A 17,656-nucleotide genomic window follows, 5' to 3' on the forward strand; every position below is an offset into this window, starting at 1 on the left:
GGGAAAAAGAGCGTGGCCAAAAACAACAAACAAAAACCACCAAACACACTATTGAGTTCTCAAACAACACGCCCGAGTTTGTCGCGCAGAAATCCCGCGGCTAAAAGCCGCTGAGCTTCTGCGGGCAGTGAGAATACCCACCGTAATGGGTGTCTCTCTCGGATTTCGTCTTCGCTCTCCGGCGCTTGTCCGTGTCGCTCTGACCTGGAATAAGTTACGTGAGCGCTAACAGCGAGTCAAATCGCCAGGTCACTGCGACGTTTTCCCAGGTCAGAGCGTGACTACCGGACGCCCTAACCGCCGGTGCGCTCGACGCCGGCAATGTGCCGCTTGCCACGTCGCAACACGAGCCAACGCTCATGCAGAAAATCGGAATGCTGTGGTAGCCACTCGTCGCTTTCAATACGAATGTTGTTCACGTACACCCCGCCCTCGGCGACATTGCGGCGCGCGGCCCCCTTACTCGCCGCCAACCCGGTGCTCACCAACAAGTCCACGATCGAGTCCGGGCCGCCCGGCTTCAGCTCGGCAACCTGCCCACTACTGGCCTCGCGCAGCGCGGCGCCGAGCGTCGATCCGTCGAGGTCGGCCAACTCGCCACGACCGAACAACGCCTGGCTGGCGAGCTCGACCGCCTTCGTCGCCCCTTCTCCGTGCACCAACGTGGTGAGTTCACGCGCGAGCCGTTTCTGCGCGGCGCGTTCATGCGCACGGTTCTTGGTCGCGTCCTCGAGCTCGCCGATCTCCTCCGGCGTCAGAAAGGTGAACCACCGCAGGTAACCGATGACGTCGGCATCAGCGGCATTCACGAAGTACTGGTACCAGGCGTAGGGGCTGGTCATTTCGGGGTCGAGCCACACGTTGCCGCCGCCGGTCGACTTGCCGAACTTCTTACCTTCGGAGTCGGTGACCAGCGGAGTCGTCATCGCATGCACGGTGGCGCCCAGCTTCTGGCGCACCAATCGGGCGCCGGCGACGATGTTGCCCCACTGATCGGAGCCACCGATCTGCAATGCGCAACCATGCCGCTGGTGCAGTTCCACGAAGTCGTTGGCCTGCAGCAGCATGTAGCTGAACTCGGTGTAGGAGATGCCGTCGCCTTCGAGCCGGCGTCGGACCGTCTCCCGGTCCAGCATCACGTTCACCGAGAAGTATTTGCCCAGGTCGCGTAGAAACTCGATGGCCGAGAGCTGACCGGTCCAATTGAGGTTGTTCTCGACGATCGCACCGGTCGGGCTGTCGTCGAATTCGACGAACCGCTCCAACTGACCGCGGATGCGGCCGGCCCAGTCCGACACCGTGTCGGCGGTGTTCAGCGTGCGCTCCCCCGTGTCGCGAGGGTCACCGATCATCCCGGTCGCCCCGCCGGCCAGCACGATCGGCCGGTGTCCGGCACGTTGGAACCGCCGCAACGTGAGCAACGGAACCAGGTGGCCTGCGTGCAGGCTGGGCGCGGTCGGGTCGAAGCCCGAATAGACGGTCATGGGGCCTTTGGCCAGGTCGTTCGCCAACGCATCGCGGTCGGTCGACTGGGCGATCAGCCCACGCCAGTCCAGCTCATCCAGGATTCCCATGCTCATGACGACGATCATGCCGCATTGCGCAGGTCAATCACTGGTGCCGGGCGCAGGTGCACGCGGGCTGCGCCGATACGCCGACACCTCTCCCCGGCCGGCAATCCAGAACCGCCATTGCCGGTCGGCGGCCTTGCTCACTCCGACCCGCGGGCCGTCGACTCCCGGGACCGCATCGCCCAGCGTCAACCGCACCGGACTACCGGCATCGAAGAGGTCAATCCCGTTGTCCTCCATAGCAATTCCCAACGCAGAGCACAGGTTTCCCGGCCCTCTCGCCAACGCAACGGGGCGCACCGCAGGCCCCCGGCGCCGCGCGGCCACCTCGGTGCCGGCACTTACCGCCGCAGCGCGCAGCAGGACCGCGCCCGCCACACCGTCGTAACCGCAGACCACATTCGCGCAGACATGGATGCCGTGGCTGCGGTAGGTGTACAGGTGTCCGGGCGGGCCGAACATCACGAGATTCCGTCCGCCTGCACCGCGAAACGAATGCGAGGCTGCGTCGGGCCAGGGGCCGTCGGGCGGACCCCCGTACGCCTCGACCTCGACGATGACGGCGCGGACACCGCGTCCAGTCAGCTCGGCCCCCAACAGCCGACGGGCTGCGAACAGCGGATCTCCGGTCAGCAGTTCGGCGCCCATCTGCAAGCCCACCCGAGCGATTTTGCACTTCGCAACATCCACCGTTGACACCGGCCATACGCGAGCGCAGTATTCATCACATGATGACTTCATCGATCGATGAATTCTCGGCCGGATTCCCGTCCAATGCCGACGCCCCTGCCGTCGACATCACCGGACTGCAGGTCAACCGTGGTGGGCGCCCCGCGATTCGAGACCTCTCGGTGCGGATCTCCCGCGGTGCCATCACCGGCCTGCTCGGCCCCTCAGGCTGCGGCAAGACCACCCTGATACGCAGCATCGTCGGGACCCAGATCGTCGAGGCCGGCACCGTCATGGTCCTCGGACACCCCGCCGGTTCGGCACCGCTACGCCACCGCGTCGGATACGTCACGCAGGATCCGACGATCTACAACGACCTGCGGGTCATCGACAACGTCCGCTACTTCGCCGCGCTGTACGGCACGTCGGCGGACTCGGCCGCCGACGCCATCCGGACGGTCGGACTCGACGATCACCGCACCGCCTACTGCGGCAACCTCTCCGGCGGTCAACGGACCCGGGTCTCGCTCGCCTGCGCCCTGGTGGCCGAACCTGAACTCCTGGTGCTCGACGAGCCGACCGTCGGCCTCGACCCGGTCCTGCGCGTCGACCTGTGGGAACAGTTCAACGAACTGTCACGGCGCGGAACAACCCTGCTGGTCTCCAGTCACGTCATGGACGAGGCCGACCACTGCGGTGACCTGCTGCTCATGCGCGAAGGCAGGTTACTCGCCCACACCACCCCTGACCAGCTACGGAAGGACACGGAATGCACGTCCCTGGAGGAAGCGTTTCTCACCGTCATCCGGCGCAGCGCCACAGCCGGGCACAACCGAGCCGACTGAGCCCGGCGGCCTACCTGGCCACCACCGGACGGATCCTGCGACAGCTCGCCGCCGACCATCGCAGCGTGGCGATGATCCTGTTGGTCCCCAGCCTGATCATCACCCTGATGTATTTCATGTTCCAGAACGCACCGCACGCGCCGGGGCAACCGACACCGTTCAACAATGCCTGCCTGATCATGCTCGGCGTCTTCCCGCTCATCGTGATGTTCCTGATCACCTCGATCACCATGCAGCGGGAACGAGTCTCGGGAACTCTCGAACGCATTCTGACCACGCCACTGCGGCGGTTCGACCTGCTCGCCGCCTACGGCACCGCGTTCTCGATCGCAGCCGCGGCGCAGGCCACCCTCGCCTGCGTCGTCTCGTTCTGGTTCCTCGGACTCCACACCGAGGGCAGCCCAGTTCTGGTGTTCCTGATCGCGATCATCAACGCCGTACTCGGCGTCGGTCTAGGGCTGTTGTGCAGCGCGTTCGCCCGCACCGAGTTTCAGGCCGTGCAGTTCATGCCGGTGGTGATCGCGCCCCAACTGCTGTTGTGCGGCATCATCGTGCCTCGGGCCGCGCTGCCGGACTGGCTTCAGTGGATCAGTAACGTGCTACCGGCCAGCTACGCACTCGAAGCCCTGCAGCAGGTCGGCGCCCACGCTGAGCTGACCGCCGTCGCAGCACGCGACATCGCGATCGTGCTCGGCTTTGCGGTGCTGGCACTGTGTCTGGCCGCGGCCACCCTGCGCCGTCGAACCCCCTAGGAACCCGTGAGTACCGACGTCGACTCCAGCAGAGAACGCAAACGGCCCGGCCGCCCGGCCGGACCATCGGACAAACGCGAGCGCATTCTGACCAGTGCGCGGGAATTGTTCGCCCGCAACGGAATCGACAAGACATCGATTCGCTCCATCGCCTCCGATGCCGGAGTGGACGCGGCACTGGTGCACCACTACTTCGGCACCAAGACCCAACTGTTCGCCGCGGCGATCCACATTCCCATCGATCCGATGACGGTGATCAGCCGGCTGAAAGAGGTGCCGGTGGACCAGATCGGGCACACGCTGCCGTCAATCCTGTTGCCGCTGTGGGATTCCGAGATCGGCAAGAGCTTTGTCGCGACGCTGCGCTCGATCCTGGCCGGCAACGACGTATCGCTGGTCCGGTCGTTTCTCCAGGACATCATCATCGGCGAGATCGGGCCCCGGGTGGACAACCCGCCCGGCAGTTCCCGGATCCGCATCCAGTTCGTCGCCTCACAATTGGTCGGGGTCGCGATGGCGCGTTACATCCTGGAGCTCGAGCCCTTCGCCACGCTGCCGGCGGAACAGATCGCCGAGACGATCGCACCCACCCTGCAGCGCTACCTGACCGGTGACCTACCCGGACTCCTCTGACCCGGCCAGCTCCATCAATCGCCGGTGCTCGGCGTCATCTTCGATGGCCACGGCCTCGTCGACCAGAAGGACCGGGATGCCGTCCTCGATCCGGTAGGCGCGCCGCAACCGGGGGTTGTAGAGCCAGTCCGTTCCGGCCAGCAGCAGCGGCCCGCGGTCCTGCGGGCACACCAGGATGCTCAGAAGCTTGTCGTCGACCACCACGTGAAGTTAGCCCAGCGGGATCTGGATGCCGCCACTCGGGCCGGGCTGTCCCCCGCCCCCGCCCGGAATCGGAGCGATACCGCCCGGGAACTGACCGACCCCGGGATTGAGCCCACTCTGCTGCGGAATCTGAGCGTTGGTCTGGGCCTGCAACTTGCGCTGGTAGGCCAACGTGCTCTTGAGCGCGTTGATCAACGGGACCTGGTTGGGGCGCTTGTCGAGGGCCTTGGTGATGGCCTCACGGTTGGCATTCGACGGCTTGTAGCCCTGCTGACGCAGCTTCAGGATGTCGTGGATCAGCGTCGAGATCTGGCCGCCGCCCTCGCCGGTGTCGTAATCCCTGGCGATGATGGACAACGCCTCGTCGGCGGTCATCGGCGGGGCCGCCGGAGCGGCCGATCCGGGTGCATCGGCGACCGGAGTGGGCTGAGCGGGGTCGGCGGCAGCCGTCGGCGCACCCGCGCCCACCAGCAGGCCCAGGACCAGCGCACCGCCGGTCACGACCCGACACCAGCTGTTCGCACCCGATCCCGATGTCATCGATCCTCCAGTCGTTCTGCCGTCCGCCGGAGCGTAACAGCGCGTTCTGGCCCCGGCATCCCGTCGGGCGACGCGACTATTCGGCGTCCGCCTCGTCGTCGGCACCGCCGGCGACGAGTTCGGCCCGACTGGCCGCGGTCAACTTCTTGTACGTCCCTGTATCGGCGTCGAGGTACCAGCAGTTACGCCGGCCGGATTTCGGGATGCCCGCGGCCCGCAGCGGCGCGACGAGCGGGCGGTAGGACGCACCGAGTTCCATGTCGGCCACCACGTGCACCACGTCCGGCGGGTTGCCGGCGGCCAGATCCTCCAGAGCGAGCGACAGATCGGCCGTCGGGACGCTACCGCCGGGGCGCAGGGCCAGGGCCGTCACTGCCAACTGTCGGCCCGACTCCTCGATGCCGTAGGTCACCGACATGTCGACCGCGTCGAGCCGCCCGACCGCGTCGTTGACACTGGTCGCGAACACCGGGCCCCGTTCGGTCCGGATCACCGCACCTCGGTTGTCGACCAGCCAGTAGTCACCGTCCTCATCGCGACGGAACAGGAACTCGGTGGACACCCAGGTGTCGGCCGGTGCGAACACACCGCGCTTGACCACGGCGGTCGGATCGACCGGGCCACGCGGGTGGGCCAGGAGCACACCCACCTCGTTGGCCTCGGCCTTGCGCACGAACCCCTGCTCGTCTTCCAGGATCAGGTCGTCGTCGGCGTCGTAGGCGGCGAGTTCGACGGTGCCGCCACCGGGCAACGGCCGTCCCTTGCTGCCGATCTTGGCTCCGGACACATTGGCCAGCACGGCCTGTCCGTCTGTGGTGGCGAAGAACTCCACGACTTGGGCCGGCTCGAACACGTCGACCACGCGTTTCCACAGCCCGGCCGGCATCCCGGATCCGATGAACAGCCGGACCGGGTGACTTCCCGTGAGCGAGAACGACGGATCGTCGATGACCTCGCGCAGCATCGCCCAGGTATAGGACACGACGGTCACGCCGTACTGCCGGATCTCCTGCAGGAACCGGTCGGGCTGCAATCCGCGCGACAGCGCGATGCGTGAACCGCCGACCACGGCACCGCCAAGACTGACCAGCAGGCCGGACTGATGATGCAGCGGGGTCAGGCAGTAGACCGTGTCGCCGCGACCCAGATTCGCCGCCGACGCGGTGCCGAACGCGGACAGAGCCCACCGGAAGTTGGTGATCTGGCGGGCCACGAGCTCCCCACCGACCTCGCTGAAGGCGACGAACGCCAGGTCGCGCGCGAGACCCGGGTTGGGCCGGTACCAGCCGGGCAGTTCGACGACGTCGGGGTCGATCTTCTCCATATCGACGACATCGGCGTCCTCGGGGACATCGAGGTCGCGGCTCTCACCACCGGGTCCACCGAGCGGCCCGCCGCTGCCGAGAACCAGCACGCGCATGTCGAGCTTGCAGGCCACATCGAGATGGCTCGGGTCGGCGATGATCTCGGCCACGCCACCGAGCCGGGCCGCCTCGGCCAGGTCCGCCTCCGGCAGCAGCACGGCCACCGCTCCCAGCCGGGACAGGGCCGCGATGGCCACCAGGGCACTGGGCCGGGTGTCCATCAGGACGCCGACCCGGGCGCCCTGTCGCACACCGACGTCGATCAGTCCGCGAACCACGTTGTTGATCCGGCGATCCACGGCCTCATAAGTGTGCACACGGCCGTCGAACAGCAGTGCCTCGCCGTTGGGGGCGCTGCGGGCCTGCTCGCTCATGATCCGGCCCAGCGAGATCCGGGTGTGGTCGTTGACCTGACCCAACCGGGCCAACCGGGGCAGCGTGCGGGCCGTCTCGATGACCAGGGTCCGGGCGTTCTTGTTCGCCGTCACCAGCGCGTCGGCGGCCGAGCGGGCCACGCCGAACGCCATCTCGGTGGCTGCGGTGGCGCCGTGGGTCACGCGGGCGGAGAACGACACCCCACCCTCGGGATGATCAGCCGGCTGCGATCCCATCGGCACCACGCCGTCGGGCATCTGTTCTCCGCCGAGCCATTTCACCCACTGCGCCACTGTCGGCCAGGTCTGGGTCGAGGCCTTGGACCCCACGACCAGGCCGAAATGTCCTGCCCTGATCAGGTATTCGTAGACGTCCGCATCCGGTGCGGCCCGTTTGATGCCGCGTACCGCGGCCGGTTGGCCGATGTCGTCGACCTCACCGATCACCGCCAGGATCGGGCAGTCGATGTCAGAAAGCGTGACCAGGTCCCCGTGGACGGAGAAGCCGCCGGTGATCATCCGGTTGTGCGCGATGAACTGCTTGAGCAGTTCGGAGATCGCCGGTCCGGACCAGGCGATCCAGCCCTCCGACGACAGGAAGCGGCGCTGCTGCTCACGCGGCAGCAGGGCCTCCCGGTCATGCAGTTGACGCAGGAAATCCAGGCGCGACTGCGCGGTCTTGATCGGGTCGAGCATCTGAAAGCCGGTGCGCGCCAACCACCCCGGGATGTCGATGCGGCTGAACACGTGGTCGGCCATGAAATCCGCGGCACCCGCGGCGACCCCCGCCGGAAGGTTCATCGGCAACGCGGCCAGGGTATCGACCGGCGAACCGAACGCGATGATGCTCGCCAGATCCTTGGACCGCCGGTAGGCCGCAGCCTGGTAGGCGAACATCCCGCCCTGCGAGTAGCCGGCAAGGTGCACGTCGCGGCCGGTGACCTCCTTGACGATGTCGATGGCCTCCGAGAGCGCGACCACGTGGTCTGCGAGGTTGCGCTGCATACCGCCCTCGACCTTGTCGGGCGAACCGAAGTCGATGACCCACGGGTCGACGCCCGCGGCGTGCAGGATGCCGACCGCACCGTCGTCGCGCGTCACGTCCCACATGTCGGCCGACATCATCATCGGATGCACCATCAGCACCGGAGGACGGAGATCCTGGGCACCGGGGCGGGCGTCGGGCGGGAAGTACCGCCGCAGCCGGTACATCGGCACACTCTGGATGATCTGGAACGGCGACGGGACCGCACCGGTCTCCAGGCCTCCGTAGCGCAGCACCTCCAGACCGTTCTGCGCGGTTGCCAGCAACCGCTCGACCGGTTTGGTCACTGCCGAGAAATCCACCAGTTAGCTCCCCACACCTGACAACTCACCCGACCCCCGATTGACGTCGTCATCATGGCATAACAGCAACCAATCGCCGATGTGATCAGCGCTATGCCGACGGTGGCCCCGTGCGATGCCGGATTCCCGGGCCCCGGACGATAGGGTCGGCGGCGATGGCACACCTGCTCGGGGGCGAAACCCTGCATCTGGAGTACCCCGCCGGGGTGGTGTTCGACTCGGTCACCGTCGGCGTCAGCGAAGGCGACCGGATCGGCATCGTCGGCCGCAACGGCGACGGCAAATCCAGCCTGCTGGCCATGCTGGCCGGCCGACTCGAACCCCATTCCGGACGGGTCACCGTGCGCGGCGGAGTGCGCATCGGCGTACTCGATCAGGCCGACACCCTCGACGACGCCGACACGGTCGGCCACGCCGTGGTCGGCGACGTGCCCGAACACGAGTGGGCCGGTGACCCCCGCGGGCGCGATGTCATCGCGGGACTGCTCGCCGACCTGCCGTGGGACGCACGACTCGGCACGCTGTCAGGCGGACAGCGGCGCCGGGTGGCTCTGGCCAGGCTGCTCGCCGGCGATCACGACGTGCTGGCGCTCGACGAGCCGACCAACCACCTCGACGTGGAGGCGATCACCTGGCTCGCCGCGCACCTCAAGAAGCGCTGGTCCGCGTCGTCCGGCGGGCTGCTGGTGGTGACGCACGACCGCTGGTTTCTCGACGAGGTCTGTACGACCACATGGGAAGTGCACGACCGCATCGTCGAACCGTTCGACGGCGGCTACGCCGCGTACATCCTGCAGCGGGTGGAGCGTGATCGCCAGGCCGCCTCGATCGAAGCGCGTCGGCAGAACCTGGCCCGCAAGGAACTGGCCTGGCTGCGCCGCGGCGCGCCGGCCCGCACCTCGAAGCCGAAGTTCCGTATCGACGCGGCCAACGCACTGATCGCCGACGTTCCCGAGATCCGCGACAAGGTCGCACTGCAGTCCCTGGCGGTGTCCCGGCTCGGGAAGCAGGTCGTCGACCTGCTGGACGTGTCGGTGAGCTACGGCGACCGTGAAGTGCTGCAGCAGGTCGAGTGGCGGATCGCCCCGGGTGAGCGCACCGGGATCCTCGGCGTCAACGGTGCCGGAAAATCGACCCTGCTGGGCCTGATCGACGGCTCGGTGCAACCGACCTCGGGACGAGTCAAACACGGTAAGACTCTGCAGGTCGCGACCCTCACCCAGACCGTCGACGAGCTTGAGCCACACCTCGGCGATCCGGTGCGGACAGTACTGGCCAACCTGCGCACGACGTATGTGTTCGGCAGCGGGTCGAAGGCCCAGGAGCTCACGCCCGGGCAGTTGCTGGAGCGTCTCGGGTTCTCGAACGCCCAGTTGTCGACACCGGTCAAGGACCTCTCCGGCGGACAACAACGTCGCCTGCAACTGCTGTTGATCCTGCTGGCACAGCCCAACGTGCTGATACTCGACGAGCCCACCAATGACCTGGACACCGACATGCTCTCCGCCATGGAGGATCTGCTCGACTCGTGGCCCGGCACGCTGATCGTGGTGAGCCACGATCGGTATTTTCTGGAGCGGGTCACCGATCAGCAGTACGGGATCCTCGGCGGGCATCTGCGGCATCTACCGGGCGGGGTGGACGAGTACCTGCGGCTGCGAGCTGCCCATGGGTCGGCGACCGGCGCGGCGCAGGCACCGGCCGCAGGCACTGCACCGGACGGGTTGTCCGGTGCCGAGCTGCGGGCAGCGCAGAAGGAGGTGTCCGCCCTGGAACGCCGGCTGGAGAAACTGCAGGAACAGATCAACCGGTCCCGGACGGCGATGGCGGACCATGACCAGTCGGATTTCGAGGGACTCGCGGTCAAGGTGGCAGCCATCCGCGCGCTGGAGGACGAAGTCACCGAGGTCGAGGAACGCTGGTTCGAACTCGGCGAGCAGATCGGCTAGCGGCGCAGCCGGATCCCTAACTCTTCGGCGGTCTCGCGAACCACGCCGAGCTGCCTGGCGACCTGGACCGGTGACGTACCGCCACGCGCACTGCGCGCGTTGACCGAGCCCTCCACGGTCAGCACCTCACGCACCTGCGCGGTGAGCGCGGGGTTGATCGCGGCGAATTCGTCGTCGGTGAGTTCGTCGAGCCCGACCCCACGCCCCTCGGCGACTCGCACGGCCTCCCCCGCGGCCTCATGGGCCACCCGGAACGGAACCCCTTCGCGGACCAGCCATTCGGCGATATCGGTGGCCAGCGTGTAACCGGCAGGTGCCAGCGCGGCCATCCGGTCCTCGTCGAACGTCAGCGTGCCGACCAGGCCGGCCATCGCCGGCAGCAACAGCTCCAGCTGGGCCACCGAGTCGAAGACCGGCTCCTTGTCCTCCTGCAGATCCCGGTTGTAGGCCAGGGGCTGCGCCTTGAGCGTGGCCAGCAGGCCCGTCAGGTTTCCGATCAGGCGTCCGGACTTGCCGCGGGCCAACTCGGCGATGTCCGGATTCTTCTTCTGCGGCATGATCGAACTGCCCGTCGACCAGGAGTCGTGCAAGGTCACGTAACCGAATTCGGTTGTGCTCCAAAGGATGATGTCTTCGGCGAGCCGGGACAGGTCCACCCCGATCTGGGCGAAGATGAAGGCCGCCTCGGCGGCGAAATCGCGGGCCGCGGTGGCGTCGACGGAATTGTCTGCCGCTGAGGCGAATCCGAGATCCGCGGCGATCGCATCGGGATCCAGGCCCAGCGACGATCCCGCCAGCGCCCCGGAACCGTAGGGCGAGACGGCAGTGCGGTCGTCGAAGTCGGCGAGCCGGTCGACATTGCGCAGCAGTGGATGAGCGTGCGCCAGTAGATGATGCGCGAGCAGGATCGGCTGAGCGGCCTGCAGGTGGGTCTTGCCCGGCATGATGGCCGTCGGATGCGCGGCAGCCTGCACCGCCAGGGCGTTGACCACCTCGAGCACGCCGTCGGCGACGCGACGGACGGCGTCGCGCAGCCACATCCGGAACAACGTGGCCACCTGGTCGTTTCGCGAACGTCCGGCCCGCAGCCGGCCACCGAGATCCGGCCCGACCCGGTCGATCAGGCCGCGCTCCAGCGCGCCGTGCACATCCTCGTCGGTGACCAGCGGCCGGAAACTGCCGTCGGCAACGTCGGAACCCAGGCTGTCCAGGCCCGCGAGCAGCCCGTCCCGCTGCTCATCGGTGAGCAGGCCGGCCCGGTGCAGAACTCGGGCGTGGGCCTTCGACGCGGTGACGTCGTACGGCGCCAGCACCCAGTCGAAATGGGTCGACTTGCTCAGCGCGGCAAGGGCTGCCGAAGGACCGTCGGCGAACCGGCCGCCCCACAGCGAGCCTTCGTTGGTGGTTCCGTCGTTGGTGCTCATCTCACTTCTTTCCGCGAGCAGACGCGTAGGTACCCCGCGCACGGCGATTTCGGGTACCTACGCGTCTGCTCGGCATCAGAGGCCCAGGTCGCGCTTGGCCGAGATCTTGGAGCTCAGACCGTGCAGCTGCACGAAGCCCTTGGCCGCGCTCTGGTCGAAGCTGTCGCCCTCGTCGTAGGTGGCCAGGTTGAAGTCGTACAGCGACTCACCGGAACGGCGGCCGTTGACGATGACGCTCCCGGCATGCAGAACCAGCCGGATGTCGCCGGAGACGTGCTCCTGCGTGTGCTCGACGAACGCCTCCAGCGACCGCTTCAGCGGGCTGAACCACAGGCCGTCGTAGGTGAGCTCGCCCCACTTCTGGTCCACGCCGCGCTTGTACCGACCCAGCTCACGCTCCAGCGTCACGTGCTCGAGCTCGGTGTGCGCGGTGATCAGCACCATCGCGCCCGGCGCCTCGTAGATCTCGCGGCTCTTGATGCCGACCAGCCGGTCCTCGACCACATCGAGCCGGCCCACACCCTGCGCACCGGCCCGGGTGTTGAGCTCCTGGATGATCTCCAGCACGCTGAGCGGACGACCGTCGATCGCGATCGGGCGGCCCTTGTCGAAGCTGATGATCAGCTCGTCTGGAGCGTTGAAGTTGACCGTCGGGTCCTGGGTGTAGTCGTAGACGTCCTTGGTCGGCGCGTTCCACAGGTCCTCGAGGAACCCGGTCTCCACCGCGCGGCCCCACACGTTCTGGTCGATCGAGAACGGTGAGCGCTTGGTGACGTTGATCGGGATCGCGTTCTCCTCGGCGAACGCGATGGCCTTCTCACGGGTCCAGGCGTAGTCGCGGACCGGGGCGATGACGTCCAGTTCAGGTGCGAGGGAAGCGAAGCCGACCTCGAAGCGCACCTGGTCGTTGCCCTTGCCGGTGCAGCCGTGCGCGACGACAGTGCCGCCGTGGGCACGCGCGGCGTCGACCAGATGCTTGACGATCAGCGGGCGGCTGATGGCCGACACCAGCGGGTAACGGTCCATGTAGAGCGCATTGGCCTTGATGGTCGGCAGGCAGTATTCGTCGGCGAACTCGTCACGGGCGTCGACCACGACCGCCTCGACCGCACCGCAGTCCAGGGCACGCTGGCGCACGACATCCATGTCCTCGCCGCCCTGGCCGAGATCGATGGCGACGGCGACGACCTCTTTGCCGGTCTCCTTGCCGATCCAGCTGATCGCGACCGAGGTGTCCAGACCTCCGGAGTACGCCAGGATGACGCGTTCGGACATGAGCAATCTCCTTGTTTTGGGCTCTACTTCAAGTTCTCGATGGTGTTGGCAAGTTCGGCCCCGGTCATCGGGTCGCGCGCCACCATCAGGATGGTGTCGTCACCGGCGATGGTGCCGACCACATACGGCAGGGCGGCGCGGTCGATCGCGCTGGCCAGGTAATGCGCCGCCCCGGGCGGGGTGCGCAGCACGGCAAGGTTAGCGCTGGCATCGGTCGATACCAGCAAGTCCCCCAGCAAGCGGGTCAACCGTTCGGTGCCACCCGACACACCCCGCACCGGGCTGCCGTCCTCGGGCACCACATACACCCCGACTCCGCCATCGGCACCGCGCAGTTTCACCGCGCCGAGCTCCTCCAGGTCCCGCGACAGCGTGGCCTGGGTGACCTCGATGCCCTCCTGGCCCAGCAGGGCGGCCAGTTCGGTCTGGCTGCTCACCTGCCTGGCCGACAGGAGGGCGACGATGCGGGCCTGTCGGCCGGCGCGGGTCGGTGCGCTCATAGTCTCAGGCGCTTGTCTTTTTTTCGAGCAGCCACACCAGCATGGCCTTCTGCGCGTGCAGCCGGTTCTCGGCCTCGTCGAACACCGCGCTCTGCGGGCCGTCGATCACCTCGTCGGTGATCTCGTGACCGCGGTGCGCCGGAAGGCAGTGCAGCACAATGGCTTCCGGGTCGGCACGCTTGAGCAGATCGGCGTTGACCTGGAACGGACGGAACGGCCGCACCCGGTCGAGCCCGTCATTCTCCTGGCCCATCGACGTCCAGGTATCGGTGACGAGCACGTCGACCCCGTCGACCCCGGCCTGTGCGTCATCGGTAACGGACACGGTTGCTCCAGTTTCACTGGCGCGGCGCTTGGCGGCCTCGACGAAGTGCGGGTCTGGTTCGAATCCGGCCGGCGCGGCGATGGTGACGTGGATGCCTGCGGTGACACCACCCAGCATCAGCGAGTGCGCCATGTTGTTGGCGCCGTCACCCAAATACGTCATCCGCAAACCCTTGAGCTCGCCCCGGCGCTCGGCCAGGGTCTGCAGGTCGGCCAGCACCTGGCACGGGTGGAATTCGTCAGACAGTGCGTTCACGATCGGCACCGTCGATCCCGAGGCCATGGCCGTCAGCCGCTCCTGGGCGAACGTGCGCCACACGATGGCGTCGACGTAGCGGGACAGCACCGCGCCGGTGTCCTCGAGGGTCTCCTCGCGGCCCAGCTGGGTGCTGCGGCCGTCGACCACCACGGCATGGCCGCCGAGCTGGGCGATGCCCATCTCGAACGAGAACCGGGTGCGGGTGGAGTTCTTCTCGAAGATCACCGCGACGCCGCGCGGGCCCTCGAGTGGGCGCCGCGAGAACGGTGCCTTCTTGAGTTCGGCGGCCAGGGCGAGCACCTCGGCCTGCTCATCGGGTGACAGATCGTCGTCGCGCAGGAAATGCCGGATGGTCATGAAGCAGCCTCCACAGCGGTGTCGAGAACGGCAGGCAGAGCGGACAGGAACGTCTCGATCTGCGGTTCGGTGATGATCAGTGGCGGCGCCAACCGGATGACGTCCGCGGCAGCGGCATTGACCAGGAACCCGGCGTCGCGCGCGGCGGCCTCGACGGCCTTGGCGCTCGGTGCGGTCAACACCACGCCCTGCAGCAGACCCTTGCCGCGCACGTGGTCGACGAGCGGATGACCCAACTCCTCGATGCCGTGGCTCAGCGTCTTGCCGAGCACCCCGGCGCGCGCGATCAGATCCCCGTCGGCGAGCGCCTTGAGCACCGCCAGCGCGGCGGCGGTGCACACCGGGTTACCTCCGAACGTGCTGCCGTGCAGACCCGGGGTGAGCAGATCACCGGCCGCGCCGATGGCCAGGCAGGCGCCGATCGGCAGCCCGCCGCCCAGGCCCTTGGCCAGCGTGACGATGTCCGGGGTGATGCCGTCGTGCTGATGCGCATAGAACGCGCCGGTACGCCCGACGCCGGTCTGCACCTCGTCGAGGACCAGAAGTGCGCCGTTCCTGGTGGTGATGTCGCGGGCCTGCGCCAGATATCCGGCCGGCGGGACGACGACGCCACCCTCCCCCATGATCGGTTCGAGGAACAACGCGGCGGTATCCGAATCGACAGCAGCGGCAAGGGCTTCGGCATCCCCATAGGGCACATGGGTGACGTTGCCCGGCAGCGGCTCGAACGGTGCCTGCTTGGCGGGCTGGCCGGTCAGCGCCAGCGACCCCATCGTGCGGCCGTGAAAGGCCCCTTCGGCGGCAACGATATTCGTCTTGCCGGTGAGCCGGGTGATCTTGAAGGCGACCTCGTTGGCCTCGGTGCCCGAGTTGCAGAAAAAGGCCCGCGCCGGGGCGCCCAGATGCCCCACCAACGCTTCGGCCAGCGCGATGCCCGGTTCGGTGGCGTACAGGTTCGACGTGTGGCCCAGCGTGTTGAGCTGGGTGGTGACGGCCTCGATCACCCCGGGATGGCGGTGCCCCAGCAGGTTGACCGCGATTCCGCCGAGCAGGTCCAAGTAGGACTTGCCGTCGGTATCGGTCACCACGGCGCCGTCACCGCTGGCCAGTGCCAACGGCGGGGTGCCGTAGTTGTTCATCATCACCGCTTCCCAGCGGTCCTGGAGGGTCATGCGGCTACCACCTTGGTTCCAGTTCCTTCATCGGTGAAAAGCTCGACCAGCACACAGTGTTCGACGCGGCCGTCGATCACGTGGGCGCTCGGCACACCGCCCTCCACCGCCCGCAGGCAGGCCTCGATCTTGGGCACCATGCCCGATTCGAGCGTGGGCAGCAGCCCTGTCAGGGCCTCGGTGTCGATCTCGCTGACCAGCGAAGAGCGGTCGGGCCAGTCGGTGTAGAGCCCCTCCACGTCGGTGAGCATGATCAGCTTCTCGGCACCCAGCGCCTCGGCCAGGGCCGCAGCGGCGGTGTCGGCGTTGATGTTGTGGACCACACCATCGATGTCCGGCCCGATGGTCGACACCACTGGAATACGCCCTGCGGCAATGAGATCCATGATGGATTCGGCGTTGACGTATTCGACGTCGCCGACCAGCCCGATGTCGGTGGCCACTCCGTCGACGGTGACGCTGCGCCGCACGGCGGTGAACAGGTGCGCGTCCTCACCGGTGAGGCCGACCGCGTACGGGCCGTGGGCATTGATCAGATTGACCAGTTCCCGGCCCACTTGACCGAACAGCACCATGCGCGCGACGTCGAGCACCTCGGGTGTGGTCACCCGAAAACCGCCCTTGAAATCGCCTGCAATGCCCAGCTTCTTGAGCATCGCGCTGATCTGGGGCCCGCCGCCGTGCACCACCACCGGGTGGATGCCGCAGTTGCGCAGGAACACCATGTCAGCGGCGAAGGCCGCCTTGAGGGTGTCATCGGTCATGGCGTTGCCGCCGTACTTGACGACGACGATCTTGCCGTGCAGTTGCTTGAGCCACGGCAGCGCCGAGGCGAGCACCTGGGCCTTGACGCCGCGCTCGATGGCCTGGTTCATGAGCTGTAGGCCGAGTTCTCTTCGACGTAGGCGTGCGACAGGTCGGTGGTCCTGATGGAAGCACTGTGGCCTCCCACACCCAGGTTCACCACCACGGCGATGTCTTCGCCGGACAGGTCGACGTCGCGGGCTCCCGGAGCGCCGGCACCGTCGACGCACACCGGAGAACCGTTGAACGACACGCTGATCCGTTCCGGGTCCAACTTCACCGGCGCGATGCCGACCGCGGCCAGAACCCGGCCCCAGTTCGGGTCGGAACCGAACAGCGCGGTCTTGACCAGGCTGTCTCGAGCGATGACGCGGGCCGCGACCAGTGCATCGTCCTCGGTTTCGGCGCCCGTCACGGTGATGACGACCCGCTTGGTGACGCCTTCGGCGTCGGCCTGCAGCTGTGCGCACAGGTCGTCACAGACCCGCAGCACCGCCTCGTTGAGATCGTCCTGGCTCGGCGCGATCTCGCTGGCGCCGGACGCGAGCAACAGCACGGTGTCGTTGGTCGAGCAGCTGCCGTCGACGTCGAGCCGGTCGAAGGTGAGCGCCGTGGCCCGCCTCAGCGCGGCATCGAGTGCCGCGCTGTCAGCGACCGCATCGGTGGTCAGGACCACCAGCATGGTGGCCAGTGACGGCGCCAGCATCCCGGCGCCCTTGGCCATCCCGCCCAGGGTCCAGTTGTCCCCCGACTCCACCGAATGGTGCAGCGCAACCTGTTTCGGCACGGTGTCGGTGGTCATGATGGCCCGGGCGGCGTCGTCACCCCCGGTCAGACCGCCCGCGATCTCGTGCACGATCTCGGTGACGCCGGCCAGTACCTTGTCCATCGGCAACCGGTCACCGATCAGGCCCGTCGAGCACACCGCGACCTCGATGGCACCGGTCTCGGTACCCCAGTCGCTCAGTGCAGAGGCCACTGCCTCGGCGGTGGCATGGGTGTCCTGGAATCCCAGCGGCCCGGTGCAGGCGTTGGCGCCGCCCGAGTTCAGAACCACGGCACGCAACCGGCCGGTGGTCAGCACCTGCTGCGACCACTGCACGGGCGCAGCCTTGATCTTGTTGCGGGTGAACACGCCCGCCGCGGCGTAATCCGGCCCCTCGTTGAACACCAGCGCCAGGTCCGGTGCGCCGGATGCCTTGATACCGGCGGCGATGCCGGCCGCCCGGAAGCCTGCGGGTGCGGTGACGCCCTGAGTGCGGACCAGCTTGGTACCTGTTGTCACTCCCTCAG

General features: G+C 67.4%; 16 protein-coding genes. 4 read left to right on the top strand and 12 right to left on the bottom strand.

Annotated features, from left to right (window positions below; genetic code table 11):
* Positions 1-293: 293 nt before the first annotated feature.
* The gene (tyrS, locus tag AC4ELH_RS24375) at positions 294-1,580 is read right to left on the bottom strand and encodes a tyrosine--tRNA ligase (RefSeq protein ID WP_207549053.1); all 1,287 of its coding nucleotides are present in this window, start codon (positions 1,578-1,580) and stop codon (positions 294-296) included.
* A gap of 27 nt (positions 1,581-1,607) precedes the next feature.
* The gene (locus AC4ELH_RS24380) at positions 1,608-2,219 is read right to left on the bottom strand and encodes a DNA-3-methyladenine glycosylase (RefSeq protein WP_064881113.1); all 612 of its coding nucleotides are present in this window, start codon (positions 2,217-2,219) and stop codon (positions 1,608-1,610) included.
* Between the two features lie 80 nt (positions 2,220-2,299).
* On the opposite strand from AC4ELH_RS24380, the gene AC4ELH_RS24385 reads away from it, so the two are divergent.
* The 3 genes from AC4ELH_RS24385 to AC4ELH_RS24395 are packed head-to-tail and all read left to right on the top strand — an operon-like array spanning position 2,300 to position 4,470.
* A complete protein-coding gene (locus AC4ELH_RS24385) occupies positions 2,300-3,085 on the top strand; it encodes an ABC transporter ATP-binding protein (RefSeq protein ID WP_498887275.1) in 786 nt (261 codons plus the stop codon).
* On the top strand, positions 3,010-3,837 hold the full coding sequence (locus AC4ELH_RS24390) for an ABC transporter permease (protein ID WP_082941613.1): 828 nt from the start codon (positions 3,010-3,012) through the stop codon (positions 3,835-3,837). The genes AC4ELH_RS24385 and AC4ELH_RS24390 overlap by 76 nt, the downstream gene beginning before the upstream one ends.
* A 6-nt stretch (positions 3,838-3,843) precedes the next feature.
* A complete protein-coding gene (locus AC4ELH_RS24395) occupies positions 3,844-4,470 on the top strand; it encodes a TetR/AcrR family transcriptional regulator (RefSeq protein ID WP_498887278.1) in 627 nt (208 codons plus the stop codon).
* Here the strand turns inward: AC4ELH_RS24395 and AC4ELH_RS24400 are convergent.
* The 3 genes from AC4ELH_RS24400 to AC4ELH_RS24410 form a co-directional block, all read right to left on the bottom strand.
* Entirely contained in the window at positions 4,453-4,671 is a 219-nt protein-coding gene (locus tag AC4ELH_RS24400; protein WP_463795027.1) for a Trm112 family protein, read from the bottom strand. The two genes, AC4ELH_RS24395 and AC4ELH_RS24400, sit on opposite strands and share 18 nt — an antisense overlap.
* A 9-nt stretch (positions 4,672-4,680) precedes the next feature.
* Positions 4,681-5,214 carry a hypothetical protein gene (locus AC4ELH_RS24405; protein ID WP_498887280.1) on the bottom strand — a complete coding sequence of 178 codons (534 nt, stop codon included), beginning with the start codon at positions 5,212-5,214 and terminating at the stop codon, positions 4,681-4,683.
* Between the two features lie 76 nt (positions 5,215-5,290).
* Positions 5,291-8,302, bottom strand: coding sequence for an acyl-CoA synthetase (locus AC4ELH_RS24410; RefSeq protein WP_448448952.1), 3,012 nt, complete (start codon positions 8,300-8,302; stop codon positions 5,291-5,293).
* 152 nt (positions 8,303-8,454) lie between these two features.
* On the opposite strand from AC4ELH_RS24410, the gene AC4ELH_RS24415 reads away from it, so the two are divergent.
* On the top strand, positions 8,455-10,248 hold the full coding sequence (locus tag AC4ELH_RS24415; RefSeq protein ID WP_448448949.1) for an ABC-F family ATP-binding cassette domain-containing protein: 1,794 nt from the start codon (positions 8,455-8,457) through the stop codon (positions 10,246-10,248).
* Here the strand turns inward: AC4ELH_RS24415 and argH are convergent.
* The 7 genes from argH to argJ form a co-directional block, all read right to left on the bottom strand.
* Complete coding sequence (gene argH / locus AC4ELH_RS24420) at positions 10,245-11,672, bottom strand: argininosuccinate lyase (protein WP_463805021.1); 1,428 nt, start codon at positions 11,670-11,672, stop codon at positions 10,245-10,247. The genes AC4ELH_RS24415 and argH overlap by 4 nt on opposite strands.
* A gap of 75 nt (positions 11,673-11,747) precedes the next feature.
* Positions 11,748-12,947, bottom strand: coding sequence for an argininosuccinate synthase (locus AC4ELH_RS24425; protein WP_064881059.1), 1,200 nt, complete (start codon positions 12,945-12,947; stop codon positions 11,748-11,750).
* A gap of 23 nt (positions 12,948-12,970) precedes the next feature.
* A complete protein-coding gene (locus tag AC4ELH_RS24430) occupies positions 12,971-13,447 on the bottom strand; it encodes an arginine repressor (RefSeq protein ID WP_064881057.1) in 477 nt (158 codons plus the stop codon).
* A gap of 4 nt (positions 13,448-13,451) precedes the next feature.
* Entirely contained in the window at positions 13,452-14,387 is a 936-nt protein-coding gene (argF, locus tag AC4ELH_RS24435) for an ornithine carbamoyltransferase (RefSeq protein ID WP_064881055.1), read from the bottom strand.
* Positions 14,384-15,559 carry an acetylornithine transaminase gene (locus AC4ELH_RS24440; RefSeq protein WP_498887285.1) on the bottom strand — a complete coding sequence of 392 codons (1,176 nt, stop codon included), beginning with the start codon at positions 15,557-15,559 and terminating at the stop codon, positions 14,384-14,386. Before AC4ELH_RS24440 ends, argF begins: the two co-directional genes overlap by 4 nt.
* Positions 15,556-16,434, bottom strand: a complete 879-nt coding sequence (gene argB, locus AC4ELH_RS24445) for an acetylglutamate kinase (protein ID WP_064881052.1) — start codon at positions 16,432-16,434, stop codon at positions 15,556-15,558. Before argB ends, AC4ELH_RS24440 begins: the two co-directional genes overlap by 4 nt.
* Entirely contained in the window at positions 16,431-17,648 is a 1,218-nt protein-coding gene (gene argJ, locus AC4ELH_RS24450; protein WP_110916792.1) for a bifunctional glutamate N-acetyltransferase/amino-acid acetyltransferase ArgJ, read from the bottom strand. The genes argB and argJ overlap by 4 nt, the downstream gene beginning before the upstream one ends.
* Positions 17,649-17,656 lie beyond the last annotated feature (8 nt).

This window comes from Mycobacterium shunyiense, assembly GCF_058270075.1.

Excerpts from the sequence above, each read along its gene's own strand:
- tyrS (WP_207549053.1), bottom strand. The coding sequence starts at position 1,580 with ATGAGCATGGGAATCCTGGATGAGCTGGACTGGCGTGGGCTGATCGCC.
- AC4ELH_RS24380 (WP_064881113.1), bottom strand. The coding sequence starts at position 2,219 with ATGGGCGCCGAACTGCTGACCGGAGATCCGCTGTTCGCAGCCCGTCGG.
- AC4ELH_RS24385 (WP_498887275.1), top strand. The coding sequence starts at position 2,300 with ATGATGACTTCATCGATCGATGAATTCTCGGCCGGATTCCCGTCCAAT.
- AC4ELH_RS24390 (WP_082941613.1), top strand. The coding sequence starts at position 3,010 with ATGCACGTCCCTGGAGGAAGCGTTTCTCACCGTCATCCGGCGCAGCGC.
- AC4ELH_RS24405 (WP_498887280.1), bottom strand. The coding sequence starts at position 5,214 with ATGACATCGGGATCGGGTGCGAACAGCTGGTGTCGGGTCGTGACCGGC.
- AC4ELH_RS24415 (WP_448448949.1), top strand. The coding sequence starts at position 8,455 with ATGGCACACCTGCTCGGGGGCGAAACCCTGCATCTGGAGTACCCCGCC.
- argH (WP_463805021.1), bottom strand. The coding sequence starts at position 11,672 with ATGAGCACCAACGACGGAACCACCAACGAAGGCTCGCTGTGGGGCGGC.
- AC4ELH_RS24425 (WP_064881059.1), bottom strand. The coding sequence starts at position 12,947 with ATGTCCGAACGCGTCATCCTGGCGTACTCCGGAGGTCTGGACACCTCG.
- AC4ELH_RS24430 (WP_064881057.1), bottom strand. The coding sequence starts at position 13,447 with ATGAGCGCACCGACCCGCGCCGGCCGACAGGCCCGCATCGTCGCCCTC.
- argF (WP_064881055.1), bottom strand. The coding sequence starts at position 14,387 with ATGACCATCCGGCATTTCCTGCGCGACGACGATCTGTCACCCGATGAG.
- AC4ELH_RS24440 (WP_498887285.1), bottom strand. The coding sequence starts at position 15,559 with ATGACCCTCCAGGACCGCTGGGAAGCGGTGATGATGAACAACTACGGC.
- argB (WP_064881052.1), bottom strand. The coding sequence starts at position 16,434 with ATGAACCAGGCCATCGAGCGCGGCGTCAAGGCCCAGGTGCTCGCCTCG.